The sequence below is a fragment of the Streptomyces sp. NPDC057486 genome (genome assembly GCF_042802415.1).
Classification (GTDB): domain Bacteria; phylum Actinomycetota; class Actinomycetes; order Streptomycetales; family Streptomycetaceae; genus Streptomyces; species Streptomyces yanii.
This window is the reverse complement of sequence record NZ_JBHVEE010000016.1, coordinates 28,966-47,075: the sequence shown is the minus strand read 5'-3', so window position 1 is coordinate 47,075 and position 18,110 is coordinate 28,966. Positions and strand designations below refer to the sequence as shown.

The 18,110-nt window shown below is 67.5% G+C and carries 9 protein-coding genes; 1 reads left to right on the top strand and 8 read right to left on the bottom strand.

The window, feature by feature from the left end:
- The first annotated feature begins 174 nt into the window (after positions 1-174).
- Positions 175-1,440 carry a PucR family transcriptional regulator gene (locus ACFU6I_RS10750; protein WP_384363786.1) on the top strand — a complete coding sequence of 422 codons (1,266 nt, stop codon included), beginning with the start codon at positions 175-177 and terminating at the stop codon, positions 1,438-1,440.
- Here the strand turns inward: ACFU6I_RS10750 and ACFU6I_RS10745 are convergent.
- From ACFU6I_RS10745 to gcvT, 8 genes are all read right to left on the bottom strand, one after another.
- Complete coding sequence (locus ACFU6I_RS10745; protein WP_384363784.1) at positions 1,428-2,465, bottom strand: terpene synthase family protein; 1,038 nt, start codon at positions 2,463-2,465, stop codon at positions 1,428-1,430. The two genes, ACFU6I_RS10750 and ACFU6I_RS10745, sit on opposite strands and share 13 nt — an antisense overlap.
- A 428-nt stretch (positions 2,466-2,893) precedes the next feature.
- Positions 2,894-3,856 (bottom strand): helix-turn-helix transcriptional regulator, encoded by a 963-nt coding sequence (locus tag ACFU6I_RS10740; RefSeq protein ID WP_384363782.1) that lies wholly within the window; start codon positions 3,854-3,856, stop codon positions 2,894-2,896.
- A 367-nt stretch (positions 3,857-4,223) separates the two neighbouring features.
- Complete coding sequence (locus ACFU6I_RS10735; protein ID WP_384363780.1) at positions 4,224-4,436, bottom strand: hypothetical protein; 213 nt, start codon at positions 4,434-4,436, stop codon at positions 4,224-4,226.
- A gap of 50 nt (positions 4,437-4,486) precedes the next feature.
- Positions 4,487-11,719 carry a DNRLRE domain-containing protein gene (locus tag ACFU6I_RS10730; protein ID WP_384363862.1) on the bottom strand — a complete coding sequence of 2,411 codons (7,233 nt, stop codon included), beginning with the start codon at positions 11,717-11,719 and terminating at the stop codon, positions 4,487-4,489.
- Positions 11,720-13,596: 1,877 nt separating this feature from the next.
- On the bottom strand, positions 13,597-14,979 hold the full coding sequence (locus ACFU6I_RS10725) for an L-serine ammonia-lyase (protein ID WP_384363778.1): 1,383 nt from the start codon (positions 14,977-14,979) through the stop codon (positions 13,597-13,599).
- 156 nt (positions 14,980-15,135) lie between these two features.
- Positions 15,136-16,395: a serine hydroxymethyltransferase gene (gene glyA / locus ACFU6I_RS10720; RefSeq protein ID WP_037690096.1), complete on the bottom strand. Its 1,260-nt coding sequence runs from the start codon at positions 16,393-16,395 to the stop codon at positions 15,136-15,138.
- 20 nt (positions 16,396-16,415) lie between these two features.
- Complete coding sequence (gcvH, locus tag ACFU6I_RS10715) at positions 16,416-16,793, bottom strand: glycine cleavage system protein GcvH (protein WP_037690095.1); 378 nt, start codon at positions 16,791-16,793, stop codon at positions 16,416-16,418.
- Between the two features lie 69 nt (positions 16,794-16,862).
- On the bottom strand, positions 16,863-17,978 hold the full coding sequence (gene gcvT / locus ACFU6I_RS10710) for a glycine cleavage system aminomethyltransferase GcvT (protein ID WP_384363776.1): 1,116 nt from the start codon (positions 17,976-17,978) through the stop codon (positions 16,863-16,865).
- Between the last annotated feature and the right edge of the window lie 132 nt (positions 17,979-18,110).

The following is an 18,110-nucleotide window of genomic DNA, read 5'->3' as shown; positions in this document are numbered from 1 at the left end:
TCCAGGAAACATGGCGTCGACGCGGCGGCTCTTGCTGCTCAGCATCGGCCGTGCGCGCATCCGGGCACAATGTGCAGATGCCCACCATGTGCCGTACCTGCCTGGGCAGCAGCCCCTCGAAGACGCACAGTGCGGGGCATCCGCCTAAACGGTGCGCGGCGCTAACCTTCCGCCATGGCGGAGAAACCGGGAGCCCCCGCTCCTCGTACCGGCGGCGACGGCGAGCTGCGCCGGGCCCTGGCCTCGGCCATGGTGCCGGGGATCGACGAACTGACCCGGCGGGTCGTCGACGACATCCACGCCCACAGCGGCACGTACGCCTCCGGCACGCCGGTCAGCCGCGAGGACCTGTGGGAGATCTGCCGGGACAACCTGCTGCGCGCCCTGGAGGACTTCGGCGGACTGCCGCCCACCGGGGGCGACTTCGAGAACGCCGCGCGCGAGACAGGGCGGCGTCGCGCCGAGCAGAGCGTGCCGCTGGACACCGTGCTGCAGGCATACCGCCGTGGCGGCCGGGTGATGTGGCAGGTGATGGCCGAGCATCTGCGCGCCACCCGGGCGGGCGGCGGTCACGGTGCGACCGACCGGGACCGCGAGCTCGACATGGCGGGCGCCGTCTGGGAGACCATCGACCGCTACTCACTGGTCATGGCCGAGTCGTACCGGCTGACCCAGCTGGAGATGCAGGGGCGCCAGGACACCCGCCGCGTCGCCCTTTTCGAGGCCCTGCTCGACGGGCGCGGCGACGACCCCGCCGTCGCCGCTGCCGCCTCCGCCGCGCTCGGCGTCCCCGTCCAGGACCGGTACGTCATGGTGGTCGCCGCCCAGGACCCGGCCGCCCCGCCCAACCCGGCGCCCGTCCTGGAGGAGCACGGGATCTGGTCGTTCTGGCGGCCACGGGCGGGGCGGTACGCGGGCATTGTGCGGCTGGCCGCCGGGGAGTCCGACGTGCTGATCGGCCTGCTGCGTCACCGCACCGGCGCCACCGCCGGGGTCTCCCCGGAGTTCGACCGGCTCGCCGGCGCGGGCAGGGCCCTGCGCCTCGCCGAACAGGCGTTGCGCACGCTGCCCGCCAAGAGCGGTGGGGCGGCGGCGTTCGACGACCGACTCGCCGAGGTGCTCCTCGTCGGCCGGCCCGAGATCGCCGAACGCATCGTCACCACCCATCTCGGCGCCGTCCTGGACACGGTGGCCGAACGCGAGGCGCTGCTCTCCACGCTGCGGGTCTGGCTCGACAACGGGTGCTCGGCGGCGCGCGCCGCCGAGCTGCTGTACTGCCACCGCAACACGGTCCTCAACCGGATCGGCCGCATCGCCGAACTCACCGGTCGCTCCGCCGAGTCGGGCGAGGCCAGGCTCGGCTGGGCACTGGCCCTGCGCGCCCTGCCGCTGATGGGCGCCGGTGACGAGCCGGCGCCCCTGGACGGCTACTTCGGTTGAACGGTGCACGACTGGCTGGATCCAGCCCTCCGGACCTGAGCGGGTCGGGCGGCGAAGTTCCGGGACAGGGAGTGCTGTTCGTCGATTTCCATCAGGTCGGGGCGGGTGTACCGCTCCGCCCGTGCGTGGTAGTCGAAGTCCCCGCGAACGAGCCCCCGGTAGTCCTGGATACAGCGCTCCAGCGCGGCGCGCGCAGGGCCGTCGATATGAGCCGCCTCTATCTCCTCGACGAGTTCCTTCTCCGATCGCTGCACCCGGTCGGCGATACCCGCCAGCCATGTCCCGGCCTCGTCCACGGCCTCCTGGACCGAGCAGCGGCGGTCCCGCTGAATGAGCCGGACCATATTGTGCTCGTATCCGAGCACGGCTTCCTTCTCGAACGAGCATATGTCGTTGCAGAGCCCCGAGTGATCGGCCACCGAATTGCGTAGCGCGATATATGCGGGAAGGGATCGGGCGGATTCCGGGAGATCTATTCCGGCAGTGATCTCGTGCAGATCGAGGAACGGCTGCATGGCCACCGAATCGCGGCGGTGCTTCACGAAGTCGGCCATGCTCGGTACATGACCTGCGGCCCGGTCGACGGCCTCCGCGTAGTACGTCCACAGCCAGGCGACCGTGTCCCGGCGGAACTGCCGGACCCAGCGCGGCGACCGCCCCTCGCAGGTCCGCCGCGTGAGGCCGTCGAGCGCGTGCTCCATGGGGCCGTTCGGCGCGCTGGTGCCGTCGAGCACGTCCACCAGCCGGGCGATCGCCTCCTCGCACAGGTGCGGGTCGCGGTCGGCGGGCCCGTCGTCGAACTCGTCGTCGACCAGGAAAGCCCAGAACAGCCACTGGCAGAAGAGATCGAGGTGTTCCTGCGATGCGGCCGGGAATATGAGTGATATCCAGAGCTCGGGGCGCGTGCGGATCATTTTCTTCTGAGCCGCCGGAGACAGGACCAGATCATTGTCGTCCGCCCACTCCCAGGCGGCCTGTTTGGTCTTCTGAATCCCTGGGTTGCAGCCCGTGCTCTCGAACGGCATATGAAACTCTGGAAGCGCAATTTTGCTCATGGTGCCCCTCGTCTGAACGTTAAGAACAGGGAATGGGAATGAGTCGAATTCGCGAATCGATGCAGGTGGCGGGTGGCCGATTCTCGGGGAGTTCCTCGCTGTCTTCTTTCCTCCGCCGGGGCCGGGCGTCCGAGCGGGGCCGTGGGCCCTCGGCAGCGGACGACGCCATGATGGCGATCGCGTCACCACTCGTCACGTCCAGTGAACCCCTGGAGCGCGGCCGAGGGAAGCTGTTTCTGACCGAAAGGGCATGATCTCAATGAACACCTGTTCGCTTACGCGTAGTTGGCGAACTCCTGATCGAGTGGCACCGTCGGTCGAGGGTGCGGAGACGGTCGGTTCGGCGACGTCGTCCGACGTCGTCGGCGCAGGACCCTGCGAGGGCGGTCCTCGGCTCCTCAGGAACTCCGTGGCCGGTACACGTCGGCCAGGGTGCGCGCCGCTTCGTACAACCCGTCCCGCAGTTGTGGGGGCTCCAGCACCTCGACGTCCGGGCCGAGGGCGAGGAACATCCCGATCGCGTGCTCGAGCGACTCCGTGGGCAGCACGGCCCGCGACCAGCCGTCCCGCTCGGGCACGGCTGTCTCGGCAAAGGCCTGCGCGGCGGCCCCGGTGAACCGGGAGGACGCGCCGGGAGCCACCCGAACGACTGCCTCGCCCTGGTGCAGCCGGGCGTGGAAGTCCTCCTGCGCCAGGCGCCAGTGCTCGGCGAGATCGAATCCGCCCGGTATCTCGAACGTGTCGTCCGAAACGCGCAGTTCCAGGATCTGGTCGACCCGGAAGGTGCGCGGGCCGGGCCCGGCGACCAGGTACCAGCGCCCGGCCTTGAGTACCAGGCCGTACGGGTCCAGCGTGCGGTCGACCTCGGTCGGGGCCTTCCACCGCCGGTAGCGGACCATCAGTCTCCGCCCGGTCCACACGGCCTCCGCGACCTGGGGAAGGTGGCGCAGGTCGTCCACCTCCGCGTACCAGCCGGGAGCGTCCAGATGGAAACGGGCCCGCATCCGGTCGGCCTCGGCGCGCAGGTCGGGCGGCAGCGCTGCACGCAGCTTGAGCTGGGAGGAGGCGAGCGCGGACCCGAGCCCCAGCGCGGCGGCCGGCCCGGGCAGCCCGCCGAGGAACAGGCTCTGCGCCTCGTCCTCGCTCAGCCCGGTGAGCCTCGTGCGGTACCCGCCGAGGAGTCGGTAACCGCCGTGATGCCCGGCGTCGCCGTAGAGCGGGACACCTGCGGCGTGGAGAGCCTCGATGTCCCGGTACACGGTCCGTACGGAGACCTCGAATTCCCGAGCGAGCTCGTCGGCGGTGACCCGGCCCCTGGTCTGGAGCAGCAGGAGGATCGCGAGCAGGCGGCTGGACTTCACTGACACAGGATGTCAGTGAAGTGCGCCTGGTTTCCCGGGGTCGGCACACACCGGACACGGAAGGCCCCACTCATGACCAGCTCCACCCGCACCGCCACCCCCGTATCGACGGACTTCGACTTCCTGGTGGGCGAATGGGACGTCGCCAACCGCCGGTGGACCGACTTCCTGGACGAGGCGAGCGAGTGGGGAGAATTCCCGGCCGTCAGCCACGGCACACGGCACTTCGACGCCCACCTCGACCACACGTGTCCGCGGCGAGCGGTGAGGCGCCCCGATCAGGACCGGCAACAGGTGGGTGAGCCCCCTCGGGGCTCACCCACCTGTGTTTCGGTCCGGGACCTCGACCTGATCGGATCAGGTCCGATCAGGTCAGGTGGATCTTCACTTTGCCGTTGTTCTCCATGTGCTGCACCACGACGCCTGTGACTGACTCACCCACCTCGGGCCAGATCACCACCGCATCGTCAGCAGCATCCTTGTGCATCCCGGCGACATCGGCGACGACACCGAAGGGGTCCAGGCCTTCGACGGCGACGAAGATACCGAAGCCGGCGACGCGCTCAACGGTGCCTGCCACCTGTGATCCGACGGGGAATCTCCGCTTCGTGGCGGCCCATTCGTCAACAGTCACTGGTACCAGTTCCTCTCGTAGGAATTGAGTCGACCGAACGCGGTGTTGGGGATCGGAACTTCGATTTCATTTCCGCCCTCATAGGATTGTTCGTAGCCCTTGAAGTACTTATTGTATTCGTCTTCGGGAATGCGGATCTCGATCACTCCTTCCCCGAAGTACTTCGCGTACTTCTCCTCTACGAAGCTGTACTTTCGGCCGAAGTACGCCTGGCCGTCATTACCGTTTGTGGAGGGAAAGTCCGCCGCCTGGTAGCCGTTCTTGTACTGATGCTCCCCCAGCCCCGGCTGTGGCGCCTTGAACAGGGAAATGTAGCCGTCGCGGTCGCCGTACTTCTCCTTCTTGGGCGACGGCGGCTCCTTGGGCTTGGGTGCCGGCGGCGTCTTCTTCTTGGGCATGAAGCCCGGCGACGGCCTGGGGGAGGGCTTCCGCCCCACCAGGTCGGCCACCATGCTGGGCAGGGTGTATGTCCACTTGTCGGTGTTGTACCCCTGGTCCGCAGCCCACTGGTCGAACGAGGCGCCGTAGTCGCAACCCGGAGCACCGGCGCCGCCGTTCCAGCAGTCACCGTCGAACATCCAGCCGGCGTACGACGCCGTGTCCGGAACGTTCGACACCAGGCCGTAGAAGATCTCCCCGGTGCCCATGTAGATGCCACTGGCAGTGTCCGCGATCGCGTCACCGGTGGCGTCCACCGCGCTCTCGCACCAGTCCCAGCCGAAGCAGTGTCCGTCGAGCTCGACATTGCTCACCGGGTTGCCGCCCGAGAAGGCGTACCGGTTGCCGGTGTACGGGTCGCTGCCGAGCCGCATGTCGGCCAGGGCGCCGTTGTACATGTCCCGGGTGGTGAAGCGGTTCAGGCCCGGGCTGTAGTCCCGGAATCCCATGTCGTACGTGCCCGAACTGGCATCCCACCGCTTGGAGTTGAAGCGATAGGGGTTGTACGCCTCCTTGCCGGGGTCGGTCGCCTCGGGCTTGTCGATGCCGGTGAACTCGGCCTCGTCGTCCTTGCCGTAGGCGGTGTAGCCGTAGGTCGCCTTGGTGTCACCCACGCTGTCGGTGAGGATCTCGGCGTCGGTGTGGCTGTTGTAGCCGTAGACCCCGAGCTCCTCGGTGCCGTCGCTCTTGTGCGTGATCTGCGACAGGCGCTTGCCCCACGGGCTGTACTGGTAGGACTTGGTGATCTCGCCGGCCACGCGCTCGTCGAGCACCTCGCCACCGGTACCGAGGTAGTTGTAGTCGGTGGTCTTGGTGCCCTCGGTCTTGGCCGTCTTGCGGTCCAGCGGATCGAAGGTGTACTTCGTCGTCTTCGACGTGCCGTCACTCTGCAGCTTGGTGTGCTCGGTGACGTGGTCGAAGCCGTCGTAGGTGTTGTCCTCCACGGTCTTGCCGCCGGAGATGACGGTGTCCAGCCTGCCGTACGCGTCGTAGTTGTACGTCGCGGAGGTGCCGCCGGAGGTCGCCGTGGTCAGCCGGTTGCGGTCGTAGTCGAAGGTGGAGGAGACGCCCTTCACCGTCTGGCTGATGACGTTGGCGTTGTTGTCGTGGACGTAGGTCTCGGTGCCGGCGCCGTCGCCGGTCTTCGTGACCTTGGAGATCCGGTCGGACGGGTCGTAGGTGTAATCGCTGGTGGAGTCGAGGTACGCCGCATGGTTGTCGGCGTTCATCTTCCGTGCGACGTCCTGCGCCTTGTTGCCGTTGGCGTCGTAGGCGTAGACGTGCGAGGCGACCAGCGTGCCGCCGGCCTTCTTCTCCGTGGTGCTCTTGACCGCCCCGTTCAGGTAGTACGCGAAATCGACCGTGTTCTTGTTGGCCTTGGTCTCCCTCAGCATCTGGCCGCGGTCCGTGTAGGTGTACTCCGACACCTCCGGATCGGTGTCCGTCGCGGACTCGCCGACCTTCACGGTCTTGACCAGCTCGCGCGGGTCGTAGGTGAAGGCGGAGTACTGATCGGGGTGGGTGACGGTCTCCGGCCGGCCGTTGTCGTCATAGACGTACGACGTGGTCTTCTTCGCCTCGCCGGCCAGCGCCTCGGTGACCTTCTCGACCTGGTTGAGGCCGGTGTAGGTCATCGTGTACGCGTCGATCTTGGCGCCCGCGGAGGTGTCGTCGATCGACGTGGTGTTGCCGTTGGCGTCGTAGGCGTAGGCGAAGGACTTGCGGTCCGTGCCCGCGGACGGCGCGTCCGTGCGGGTCTTCATCGACCCGTCCGGCCAGTACGCGGTGGTCATGGTCCGCGACGGCGAGCCGCCCGCACCGGTGAGGGTGCGCTTGGTCTGCTGTCCCGCGTCGTCGTACTCGTACGAGGTGCGGATGTCCCACACGTCGGTGGACGTCCTGGCCCAGCCGTTGTCGAAGTAGGTGTAGTCGGTGTCGTTGCGGACCGACTCACCCGACGACGGCGGCGCCGAGACCTTGCTCACCTGGCCGACCGCGTCGAACACGGTCTGGGTGTAGACGTTCGGGCTGTTGTAGCGCGAGTCCGCCGGGTCGTACGGCTGGTACTGCTTCACCGCCCGGTTCAGCTTGTCGTACTCCGTACGAAGGGTGAAGTCGTCGGCGCCGGAGGTGTTCGCACCGCGCGGGGTGATGACCTTGGTGCGGTTGCCGACCTGGTCGTACTCGAACTTCGTCGACCGGACCGTTGTGCCCTCGTACGGTTCCTTCTTCTCGACCGGCATGCCGCGCTCGTCGTAGGCGACCTCGGTCTTGTTGCGCTCCTTGTCGGTGGCCGCGAGGACCAGCGAGTCCTTGTCGTACACCGTGGTGGTGTACTTGCCCGCCGCATCGGTTCCCTTGACGAGCCGGTGGTTGAGGTCGTATGCCGTCTTGGCCGTGTAGTCGGTCGTGTCGGCGGTGGCGTTCTTCTTCGGGTCGACGACCGTCGTCAGATTGCCGACGTTGTCGTACTCGTAGGAGAGCTTGTCGCCCGTCGTGTCGACCACGCTGGTGAGCTGATAGATCGCGTCGTAGTGGTTGGTGGTGACGTAGTCCGTGGCATCCGTGGTGGTCGCCACGCCCTTCGGCTCGGTCGTCGTCCTGAGGTTGCCGACCTTGTCGTAGGTGTAGCTGGTCCTGCGGCCGGTGATGTTGTTGTCCGGCCCCGTGGACTCCTTGACCTGGTCCGCGGCGTCGTAGACGGCTGTGGCGACGGCGCCGACCGGGCTGGTGGACTTGGTGACGTTGTCGTTGGCGTCGTACTCCGGCGCCGGCGCACTGATGTAGACCCCTGCCGCCTGGTCCTTCGGCACCTTGCTGACCAGGGGGCGGCCGAAGGTGTCGTAGGTCTGCGTGGTGGTTTTGTTCAGCGCGTCGGTGACCGAGGTGACCTGGCCCCGCTCGTCGTAGACGAACTTCGTCGCGTGGTTCTCCGCATCCGTGATCGTCTGCGGATAGCCACTGGCGTCGAAGCCGCTGTTGGACGTCGGGTTGCCGTTGGCGTCGGTGGCCTTGGTCTGCTGGCCGTACGCGTTGTACTCGTACGTGGTGGTGTAGTCGTTCGCGGCCGCGGTGGCGACACCCTTGGGATCGGTGACCGACTTCAGGTTGCCGAACGCGTCATAGCCGAACTGCCACGTGCGGCCCTCCGGGGAGGTCTTGGTGAACAGGTCGGCGGAGAAGCCGTCCAGGCGCGTCTGGTACGTGAATTTCGAGGAGTTCGGCAGATTCCCGTCGTTCGCCGGATCGCAGTAGTACGTCGCGATCGTCTGCTCCGACGTCCAGGACTTGGTCGTCTCCGCGTCCCATTCCCGCAGCGGATAGCCTGTCTTCTGGTCGTAGCAGTAGGCCGACTTGGCGCCGTTCGCCTCCTCCAGGTACGTGACGTTGTTGTCCGCGTCCCAGTTCATCCTGGTGGTCTCGGACTTGGCATTGGTCACCTGCACCTGACGGCCGAAGTCGTCGAGCACATAGTCGGTGGCGTGCGATTCCGCGTCCGTGACCTTGGTGTCCGTGAACTTGGGGTTGGCGGTGTTCGCCTTGTACGCGTACGACGTCGCGTTGGTCAGGCGGTCGGTGACGGACTTGGTCCACCAGTGGAACTTCGGGTCGTCCCCGGTCTGCGGCGCGTAGTACGCCAGCGATGTGCCGTTGCCGCGCGGGTCGGTGACCTTGACCAGCTTGACGTTCTTGTTGCCCTGCGTGGCGTCGTAGGTGAACTTGAACACCTTGGGCTGGGCGGCACCCACGCCGTCGGTGATCTGCCCGAGCAGGCCCTTGGTGGTGTAGTAGAACTCGATCTTCCGGCCGGAGATGTCCGTCGCCGAGCGGATGTGATCGTAGATCTTGGAGTTGTTCAGCGACCCCGTGTCGGTGGTCAGGACGCCCGCGTCATTGACGTACTGGTAGCCGCTCTGGCCCTTGTCCCAGTAGTCGACGGTCAGTGACTGACGGCCGGACGGGTCGGTGACGTACTTCAGGAACTTGGTCGGCTTGTTGTTGGACTTGCGCTCCTCGTAGGTGAACGTCTGGGTGTTGCCGTTCTGGTCCACCGTCGAGGTGAGGTATCCGTCGCACCCGAACAGGAACCGCGTGCCGTCGGGACGGGTCATCGTCCAGGCGTCGGGGATCGGGTCCTTGGACGGTGTGCAGTCCAGGCCCGTCTTCGGGGTGAGCTTGTAGTGAACCCCCGCCGGCGCCTTCCACGTGCCGTCCCCCTGCTTGCGGAAGACGTGAGTGGTGCCGTCGCCGTCCGGCAGTCGCACCTCGGTCGGGTTCGGCTTCGGGTGGAACTCCAGTGGGGCACCCATCCGGATCGGCCCGGCGGCCTGCATCGACCAGCCGTGACCGGAGACGGTGTCACTGGTGTCCAGCGAGTTGTACGCCATCCGGAAGAACGTGGTCAGCCCACGGCCCGGGTTGGTGAACGGGTTGTACTGCCAGACGACGTTGCCCGCCGACAGGTTGTTCATCAGCGAGGAGCCGGCGCCGGTGCTCTTGCCGGAATACCCGTAGAACTTCTCCAGGCCCAGCGAGTTGGACGTCGGGTCCTCGACCGCCACGTTCTGCTTCAGCGGCGGGATGCCGCCCGTGCCCGCCGACAGCCAGGTGCCGTCGGAGATCTTGCGGACGTCCCAGCCCAGCACGTACTCGGTGCGCTTGTTGCCGGAGTCCGAATTGATCGGTGTGGAGACCTGCGCCTTGATCGTCGCGGACTTGCCCGGCAGCAGGGCCGGGATGGCGGTCTTGAGCTGGTTGCCGCCGGTGGTGACGTCCGTGCCGTCGGGCAGTTTCCAGGTGTAGGACAGCTCGCGCTCACCGGCCGCCCACGCGGTCGCGGTGGTGTTGGTGACCGTGAAGTCCACCGTGTAGGTGGTGTTCGGGGTCATCCGCGCCGGGGTGGTCGGTGCGTAGTACGTGTCCTCGGTGGTCGAGTCGACGTAGATGACCTGCATGTACGGCCGCAGCTGCGGGTCGGCTGCCTCGCCGGACAGGAACAGGGTGCGTTCCTGGGGTCCGGTGGTGGTCTCGTCCTTCAGCTTGACCGCGACCCCCTTGTTGGAGGTGGGGGTCTTGACCCAGGACTGCATGAGTGCGGTGGCGTCCCACCAGTGGCGGCCGACGTCGCTGACGGTGGCGACGGTGCCGGACACGGCGGCCGACATGTCACCGCCTGCCGCGGTCCATGCGGTGGTGGCGTCGGCGTTGTTCCAGGTGGCGGTGGTCTCGTCGAAGTCCTTTGTCAGGGCGTGGAGTTCGTAGATCGCGCCGTCGGTGCCGGTGGTGGTCTCCGCGCCCCACATGTACATCTTGTTCTCCAGCACGGTGGCGGTGGAGGGGATGCCGGTGGTGGGGAACTTCAGGACGGAGCGGGTCTTGCCGTAGGTGGTGGAGTTGTTGCCGACGCTGAGCCAGGTCTGGCCGATGCCGAAGGACTGGATCTTGTCCTGGTTGACGGTCGGCTGCTGGGAGGACAGCGTGGTGTCGGTGACACCTCCCTGACCGCCCTGGATGATCTTCATCGTGCGGCCGGCCTTCGGGATGCCGACCGTCCTGGTCGGTGAGCCGAGGAGCTGGCCGTCCTTGGTCTTGACCGCGAGCTGGTAGTAGTACGACTTCCCGATCTCGGCCGAGCTGGAGTCCGGGGTCGGTACCGCGGTGGTGTCCGTGTAGGCGGTCGCGGCCTTGGCGACCGGTGCGACCAGGGTGGCCGCGGACGGGGTGAAGACCTGCTGCGTGGAGCGGTGCAGCTGGTACTCGACGATGTCCAGGTTCGTGTCGCCGGTGGTGTTGGTGTACTTCGGCCACGACAGCTCGGGACCGGTGGAGTGCACCACGGTCGGCGAGTTGAGGGTGGTGCCGACCTTGCCGTACGTCACCGTCAGCCGCGGGATCGTCGAGGTCTCACCGCCGTACACGCTGCCGTCACCGGCCTCGTAGCGCGGACCGCCGGTCGGCGTCGCGGCCAGGGTGTCGTCCTTGGCCTGCAGCACGAAGCCGTGGTTGGTCGCGGTGCCGGACACCCATTTCTGGACGGTGTCGGTGACCGGGAAGTTGTGCCACTGGTTGTACTCACCGGTGTTCTTCACGATCTGGCCGGGGTTGACCAGACGGATCGAGTCGGCGAGCGTCCGCGTCGTCGACGAACCGGTGTCACCGAGGACGATCTTGCCGGTGTTGCCCTTGGTGAAGTCGTACTGGGTGGTGTCCAGGGTCTTCCACGTACCGGCGGTCCCGGTCTGGTTGACCGTGTAGTTCTTCGTGCCGCCGTTGTACGTCACCGTGTACGGAGCCGCGGTCGCCGCGTCCGAGGCCGCCGGGTAATGCACATCCACCCGGTAGGTCCCGGTCTCGGCCACCTGGGGCTGCCAGGTGTACGTCTCACCGGTCGCGGTGTTCTTGTTGTACGCGAAGTCGTCGTTGGTCGCCGCCCCGCCCGTGGTGGTGCCCCGGGGCCACTCACCGACCGCGGCTGTGCCGGTGTCACCGTCGTCGATCGAAACGGTGGTGCCGGACAGCTCGCCCACCAGCGCCGACGTGTTGGACCACGTCGCCGTGGTCTCGTCCCAGGCACCGGTCGCCCGGTGCGCCTCGATGGTGACATCGTTGGCATTGGTGGTGTGCGACTGGTCGAAGTACATGTTCAGCCGCGCGTAGTCGACCTTTACACCCGACGGGATCTCCGTCAGCGGGAACTTCACCAGCGACCGTGCGATACCCGTGTCGGTCTTGCCCGCCGAGAGCTTCCAGGTGTTGTTGAAATTCACCGCGGGCTGGTCCGACAGGACCATGGTGTCCTGCGAAGCCGCCGGCGACGGCGCGATCGTGATCGTCGGGTCGATCACCACCGGGTACTGACGGCCCTTCGCCGCAAGCCACTTCGCGTCCGGGGTGACCGTCAGCTTCCAGCCCTTGCCGTCCCGGCTCAGCTTCTGACGGACCTTCGTCGAGTATGTGCCACCGGTCGGCGACAGCGCGTCCTTCTTGGCATCGGTCATGTACGGCGCCGGAATCACCAGCACCGGAGTGTTCGGCAGCTCACCGAACAACGCCACCGACCCGTCCTTACGGGCCTTCGGGACCAGACCCTCGGTGTCCAGCGTGAACGTGTACGACACCGGCCCCGACGGCGCGGCGTCCAGAACGATGTTCTCCTTGACCTGCCCCCGGCCCACCACATACTGCAGATCCGCACCGGCAGCCGCGCCCTTGTACGTGACGGTGTCGCCTTCGGCCTTCGGCGTCAGCCCGGCCTTCGCACCCTCCAGGCCCAAGGTGACCGAACGCCCGTCCGGAGCCTTGAAACGCACCAGCTTCTTCGCGTCCGAACCGAACCACGTACGTCCGGTGTTGGCCGTGTTCGCGAAATCGAAACCCTTGTCCTGCGTGGCACGCACCGATGTGTCGATCGGCTTCCACGACGTCCCGGACCGGTACGACACAGGAACCGCCGACAGTTCGGCCTCCACCCGGCCGTCCGACAACTGCCAGAACCGCGCCTGCGACGTACGCCGCTCCGTCAGCTCCTTGACCCGCTCCGGCTTCGGAAGCTTCGTCGCCTTGGGGAGCTTCTGACGGCTGGGTATCTCCAGCTTGCCGCCGACAGGCGCCTTGCGGTCTTCGTGATCATCGTCGGAGAACCACCCGGCGATGGTGTCCACGACACCCTTGTCATCATCCTTCGCCGACGACACCGGGGCCGCATACGCAACCTGCGGCAGTAACGTACCTGCCACCGCCGACACAATCAGGCAGGAGAGATATCTCCTGTACGGAACTTTCACACCTACGCCTTTCCGTTTCTGCGCGCATGATTGGCGCGCGAAAGCAAGGCCGAAAGAGGCTGGTGTGAGTTCAGGGCGAACCACCCGTCGGGGGTGCACCGAGAGACACCTGCCCCCTCACTCCGACGGGAGTTGGCCGTAGCGGTGTGATTCCTAACCGGTATTCATGTGACACGTCAACCGATGGGACATTAGGGACAGGTGACTCGCTTTCAGGTGGCGGTTCGTCCATTATTTCCGCTCACTCGACCGAAGCGAATCACTTCGTGTATGACCCGCAGATCTGCACCGAATGAATGCGCACCATCGCAAGCCGGAATTCCATGCCGCGAGTTTCCCGGGGCCGCCCAGGCCCCCGCAGTCGCCCGCATCTCTCACGCGGCGAGTCCGGTGATGCGACGCTCGGGCACGGCGTCAGGCTGCCGTGGACGAAGACCGTGCGGGTGCGTGACGGCCGGATCCGGCCGTCGGCATCGTTCTCGACGCGCAGGGTGGTCGGCTGCACCCTCGCGATTCGCGCGGCCGGCGGTGCGGGACGCCATGGGTGCGGAATTCGTCGCCGACCCGGCGCTGATACGCCACCACAGGGCAGGCGGTCCTCCAGGGCGGGGGCATGACGGCGCTGGTGGCTGCTGCGCCCCTGGGGGCGTCCCCGCACGGTCGTGCTTGCGAAGACAGGAGAGGCAGCCCGTGCGTGAGCGAGGCGTGAGACGACAGGGAAGCAGCGGCCGGACCGAGCTTCACCGGGCGGCTGAGAGCCGGCTGGACCGCCCCTGATCAGGTACGAAAGGTCCCGGGGCGTTTCAGGGACCTTCCGCCGTGCAAGCAGGGAAGGCCCTGATCAGCGCCGAAAGATTCGAAGGCGCTGATCAGGGCCTACACGATCAGCACTCGATGATGTTCACCGCGAGCCCGCCGCGCGCGGTCTCCTTGTACTTCACGCTCATGTCCGCGCCCGTCTCCTTCATGGTCTTGATGACCTTGTCGAGGGAGACCTTGTGGCTGCCGTCGCCGCGCAGCGCCATCTTCGCCGCGGTGACAGCCTTGACCGCCGCCATGCCGTTGCGCTCGATGCAGGGGATCTGGACGAGGCCGCCGACCGGGTCGCAGGTCAGGCCCAGGTTGTGCTCCATGCCGATCTCGGCGGCGTTCTCGACCTGTTCGGCGGAGCCGCCGAGGACCTCGGCGAGTGCTCCCGCGGCCATCGAGCAGGCGGAGCCGACCTCGCCCTGGCAGCCGACCTCGGCGCCGGAGATCGAGGCGTTCTCCTTGAACAGCATGCCGATGGCGCCGGCCGCGAGGAGGAAGCGGACGACGCCGTCCTCCTTCTCGGCCTCGGTGGCGCCGCCCGCGGCGAAGTTCATGTAGTAGTGCAGCACGGCCGGGATGATGCCGGCTGCGCCGTTGGTGGGGGCGGTGACGACGCGGCCACCTGCGGCGTTCTCCTCATTGACCGCCATCGCGTAGAGGGTGATCCACTCCATCGCGTGGGCCTGCGGGTCGCCCTCGGCGCGCAGCTGGCGCGCGGTGTTCGCGGCGCGGCGGCGGACCTTCAGGCCGCCGGGGAGGATGCCCTCGCGGGCCATGCCGCGCGATACGCATGCCTGCATGACCCGCCAGATGTCCAGCAGACCGGAGCGGATCTCCTCCTCCGTCCGCCAGGCCCGCTCGTTCTCCAGCATGAGGGAGGAGATCGACAGGCCGGTGTCGCGGGAGAGCCGCAGCAGTTCGTCGCCGGTGCGGAAGGGGTACTTCAGGACGGTGTCGTCGAGGACGATCCGGTCCTCGCCCACCGCGTCCTCGTCGACGACGAAGCCGCCGCCGACGGAGTAGTAGGTCTTCTCCAGCAGCGGGGCGCCGTCGCGGTCGAACGCGAAGATCGTCATGCCGTTGGCGTGGTACGGGAGCGCCTTGCGGCGGTGCAGGACCAGCTGCTCGTCGGCGTCGAAGTCGATCTCGTGCATGCCCAGCAGGTTGAGCCGGCCCGAGGAGCGGATCTCGGCCACCCGGTCGTCGGCGGACTCCACGTCGACGGTACGGGGGGAGTCGCCCTCCAGACCGAGCAGGACGGCCTTGGGCGTGCCGTGGCCGTGGCCCGTGGCGCCGAGCGAGCCGAACAGCTCGGCGCGTATGGAAGCGGTGTGGGCGAGCAGGCCCTCGTTCTTCAGGCGGCGCGCGAACATACGGGCGGCGCGCATCGGGCCGACCGTATGGGAGCTGGACGGGCCGATGCCGATCGAGAACAGGTCGAAGACCGAGATGGCCACGGTGTGACTCCTAAGGGGTTGGTAGACGCCGTTGTCTGCCGGGTGGTGCGGTACGGACCGGTTGGGCCGAAGAGCAGCGGGACAAGGGTTGGGGCACCGTGCTCACTGTCCAGTGTGCGCGGTGCCCCGCCCCAAACGTGCGAAAAGTGACCCGGACTACTTCAGGCCGGGGTACAGCGGGAACTTCTCGGCGAGCGCGATCACGCGGGCCTTGAGGTCGTCGGCGTCGTACGACGGCTTGAGGGCCGACGCGATGATCTCGGCGACCTCGGTGAAGTCCTCGGCCTGGAAGCCGCGGGTGGCCAGGGCCGGCGTGCCGATCCGCAGACCCGAGGTGACCATCGGCGGCCGCGGGTCGTTCGGGATGGCGTTCCGGTTGACCGTGATGCCGAGCTCGTGGAGCCGGTCCTCGGCCTGCTGGCCGTCCAGCTCCGAGTTGCGCAGGTCGACGAGGACCAGGTGCACGTCCGTGCCGCCGGAGAGGACGGAGACGCCGACCTCGGTGACGTCCGGCTGGACCAGACGCTCGGCGAGGATGCGGGCTCCGTCCAGGGTGCGCTGCTGGCGCTCCTTGAACTCGTCGGTCGCCGCGACCTTGAACGAGACCGCCTTGGCCGCGATCACGTGCTCCAGCGGGCCACCCTGCTGACCGGGGAAGACGGCAGAGTTGATCTTCTTGGCGAGCTCCTGCGTCGACAGGATGACGCCACCGCGCGGACCACCGAGGGTCTTGTGCGTGGTGGTCGTGACGACGTGGGCGTGCGGGACCGGGTTCGGGTGCAGACCCGCGGCCACCAGGCCCGCGAAGTGCGCCATGTCGACCATCAGGTACGCGCCGACCTCGTCCGCGATGCGGCGGAAGGCGGCGAAGTCCAGCTGACGGGGGTACGCGGACCAGCCGGCGACGATCAGCTTCGGCTTGGACTCCTTGGCCAGACGCTCGACCTCGGCCATGTCCACGACGCCGGTGTCGTCGACGTGGTACGGGACCACGTTATAGAGCTTGCCGGAGAAGTTGATCTTCATGCCGTGGGTCAGGTGACCGCCGTGGGCCAGGTTCAGACCCATGATCGTGTCGCCCGGCTTCAGCAGCGCGAACATCGCGGCGGCGTTGGCCTGCGCACCCGAGTGGGGCTGGACGTTGGCGGCCTCGGCACCGAACAGCGCCTTGATCCGGTCGATGGCGATCTGCTCGACCACGTCGACGTGCTCGCAGCCGCCGTAGTAGCGGCGGCCCGGGTAGCCCTCGGCGTACTTGTTGGTGAGGACGGAGCCCTGGGCCTCCATGACCGCGACCGGAGCGAAGTTCTCCGAGGCGATCATTTCGAGGGTGGACTGCTGACGGTGGAGCTCGGCGTCGACGGCGGCGGCGACGTCCGGGTCCAGCTCGTGGAGGGAGGAGTTGAGAAGCGACATCAGGTGGTCCCTTGGAGTCTTTAGTTGCCGGAGAACTCGGTGTACTCGTCGGCGGAGAGCAGGTCCTTCGGCTCCTCCGCGACGCGTACCTTGAACAGCCAGCCGCCCTCGAAGGGAGCGGAGTTCACCAGCGACGGGTCGTCCACGACGTCCTGGTTGGAGGCGGTGACCTCGCCGGTCACCGGCGAGTACAGGTCGCTGACGGACTTGGTCGACTCGAGCTCGCCGCAGGTCTCGCCCGCGGTCACCGTGTCACCGACCTCCGGGAGCTGGGCGTAGACGACGTCACCGAGCGCGTTGGCCGCGAATTCGGTGATGCCGACCGTGGCCACACCGTCCTCGAGGGCCGACAGCCACTCGTGCTCCTTGCTGTAACGCAGCTGCTGGGGGTTGCTCATGACCTGAATTCTCCTGTACGCGGGGGAGTGCTGATGAACGGTGGTCTTACGGTGTGAGACGCGACTGCGTCACTTCTGGCGCTTGTAGAACGGCAGGGCGACGACCTCGTACGGTTCGTGGCTGCCCCGGATGTCCACTCCGACGCCCGTGCTCCCGGGCGCGGCGTGCGCGGCGTCCACGTACGCGATGGCGATCGGCTTGCCCAGCGTCGGTGACGGGGCGCCGGAGGTGACCTCGCCGATGACCTGGCCCTCGGCGACAACGGGGTAGCCGGCGCGCGGCACCCGGCGGCCCTCGGCGATCAGACCGACGAGCTTGCGCGGCGGGGCGGTCTCGGCGCGCTCGGCGGCGGCCTCCAGGGCCTTGCGGCCGACGAAGTCGCCCTCCTTCTCGAACTTCACGACCCGGCCGAGACCGGCGTCGAACGGGGTCAGCTCGGTCGTCAGCTCGTGCCCGTACAGCGGCATGCCCGCCTCCAGGCGCAGCGTGTCGCGGCAGGACAGACCGCACGGGATCAGGCCACGGGAGGCGCCCGCCGCCGTGAGGGCCTGCCAGAGCTGCTCGGCGTGCTCGGGGGCGACGAACAGCTCGAAGCCGTCCTCGCCGGTGTAACCGGTACGGGCGATCAGTGCGGGCACACCGGCGACGGTGCCGGGCAGACCCGCGTAGTACTTCAGACCGTCCAGGTCGGCGTCGGTGACCGAGGCCAGGATGGCGGGGGACTCGGGGCCCTGGACGGCGAGCAGCGCGTACGCGTCGCGGTCGTCGCGCACCTCGGCGTCGAACCCGTCGACGCGGGCGGTCAGCGCGTCCAGCACGATCTGGGCGTTCCCGGCGTTGGCGACGACCATGTACTCGGTCTCGTCCAGCCGGTAGACGATCAGGTCGTCCATAATGCCGCCGTCCTCGGCGCAGATCATCGTGTAGCGGGCGCGGCCGACGGCGACGGTGCCGATGTTGCCGACCAGCGCGAAGTTCAGGAACGCAGCGGCCTGCGGACCGGTGACGGTGATCTCACCCATGTGCGACAGGTCGAAGAGACCCGCCTTCGTGCGCACCGCGTTGTGCTCGTCGCGCTCGCTGGCGTACCGCAGCGGCATGTCCCAGCCCGCGAAGTCGGTCATGGTCGCGCCCAGCGAGCGATGCAGGGCGTCGAGGGCGGTGAGACGGGGGGCGTTGCTCATAGGTGTGGCTCCCAGGGCATGACGACGATGACGATCCCTCCCCATCTGTCATCGGAACCTGAGAGGTTCGCCGAGAGACCCCCGGGGGGTTCGGCTTGCACCTTGGGTGGAGCCGCCGGGCGACTCGCTTTT

Excerpts from the sequence above, each read along its gene's own strand:
- ACFU6I_RS10750 (WP_384363786.1), top strand. The coding sequence starts at position 175 with ATGGCGGAGAAACCGGGAGCCCCCGCTCCTCGTACCGGCGGCGACGGC.
- ACFU6I_RS10745 (WP_384363784.1), bottom strand. The coding sequence starts at position 2,465 with ATGCCGTTCGAGAGCACGGGCTGCAACCCAGGGATTCAGAAGACCAAA.
- ACFU6I_RS10730 (WP_384363862.1), bottom strand. The coding sequence starts at position 11,719 with ATGGTCCTGTCGGACCAGCCCGCGGTGAATTTCAACAACACCTGGAAG.
- glyA (WP_037690096.1), bottom strand. The coding sequence starts at position 16,395 with ATGTCGCTTCTCAACTCCTCCCTCCACGAGCTGGACCCGGACGTCGCC.
- gcvH (WP_037690095.1), bottom strand. The coding sequence starts at position 16,793 with ATGAGCAACCCCCAGCAGCTGCGTTACAGCAAGGAGCACGAGTGGCTG.
- gcvT (WP_384363776.1), bottom strand. The coding sequence starts at position 17,978 with ATGAGCAACGCCCCCCGTCTCACCGCCCTCGACGCCCTGCATCGCTCG.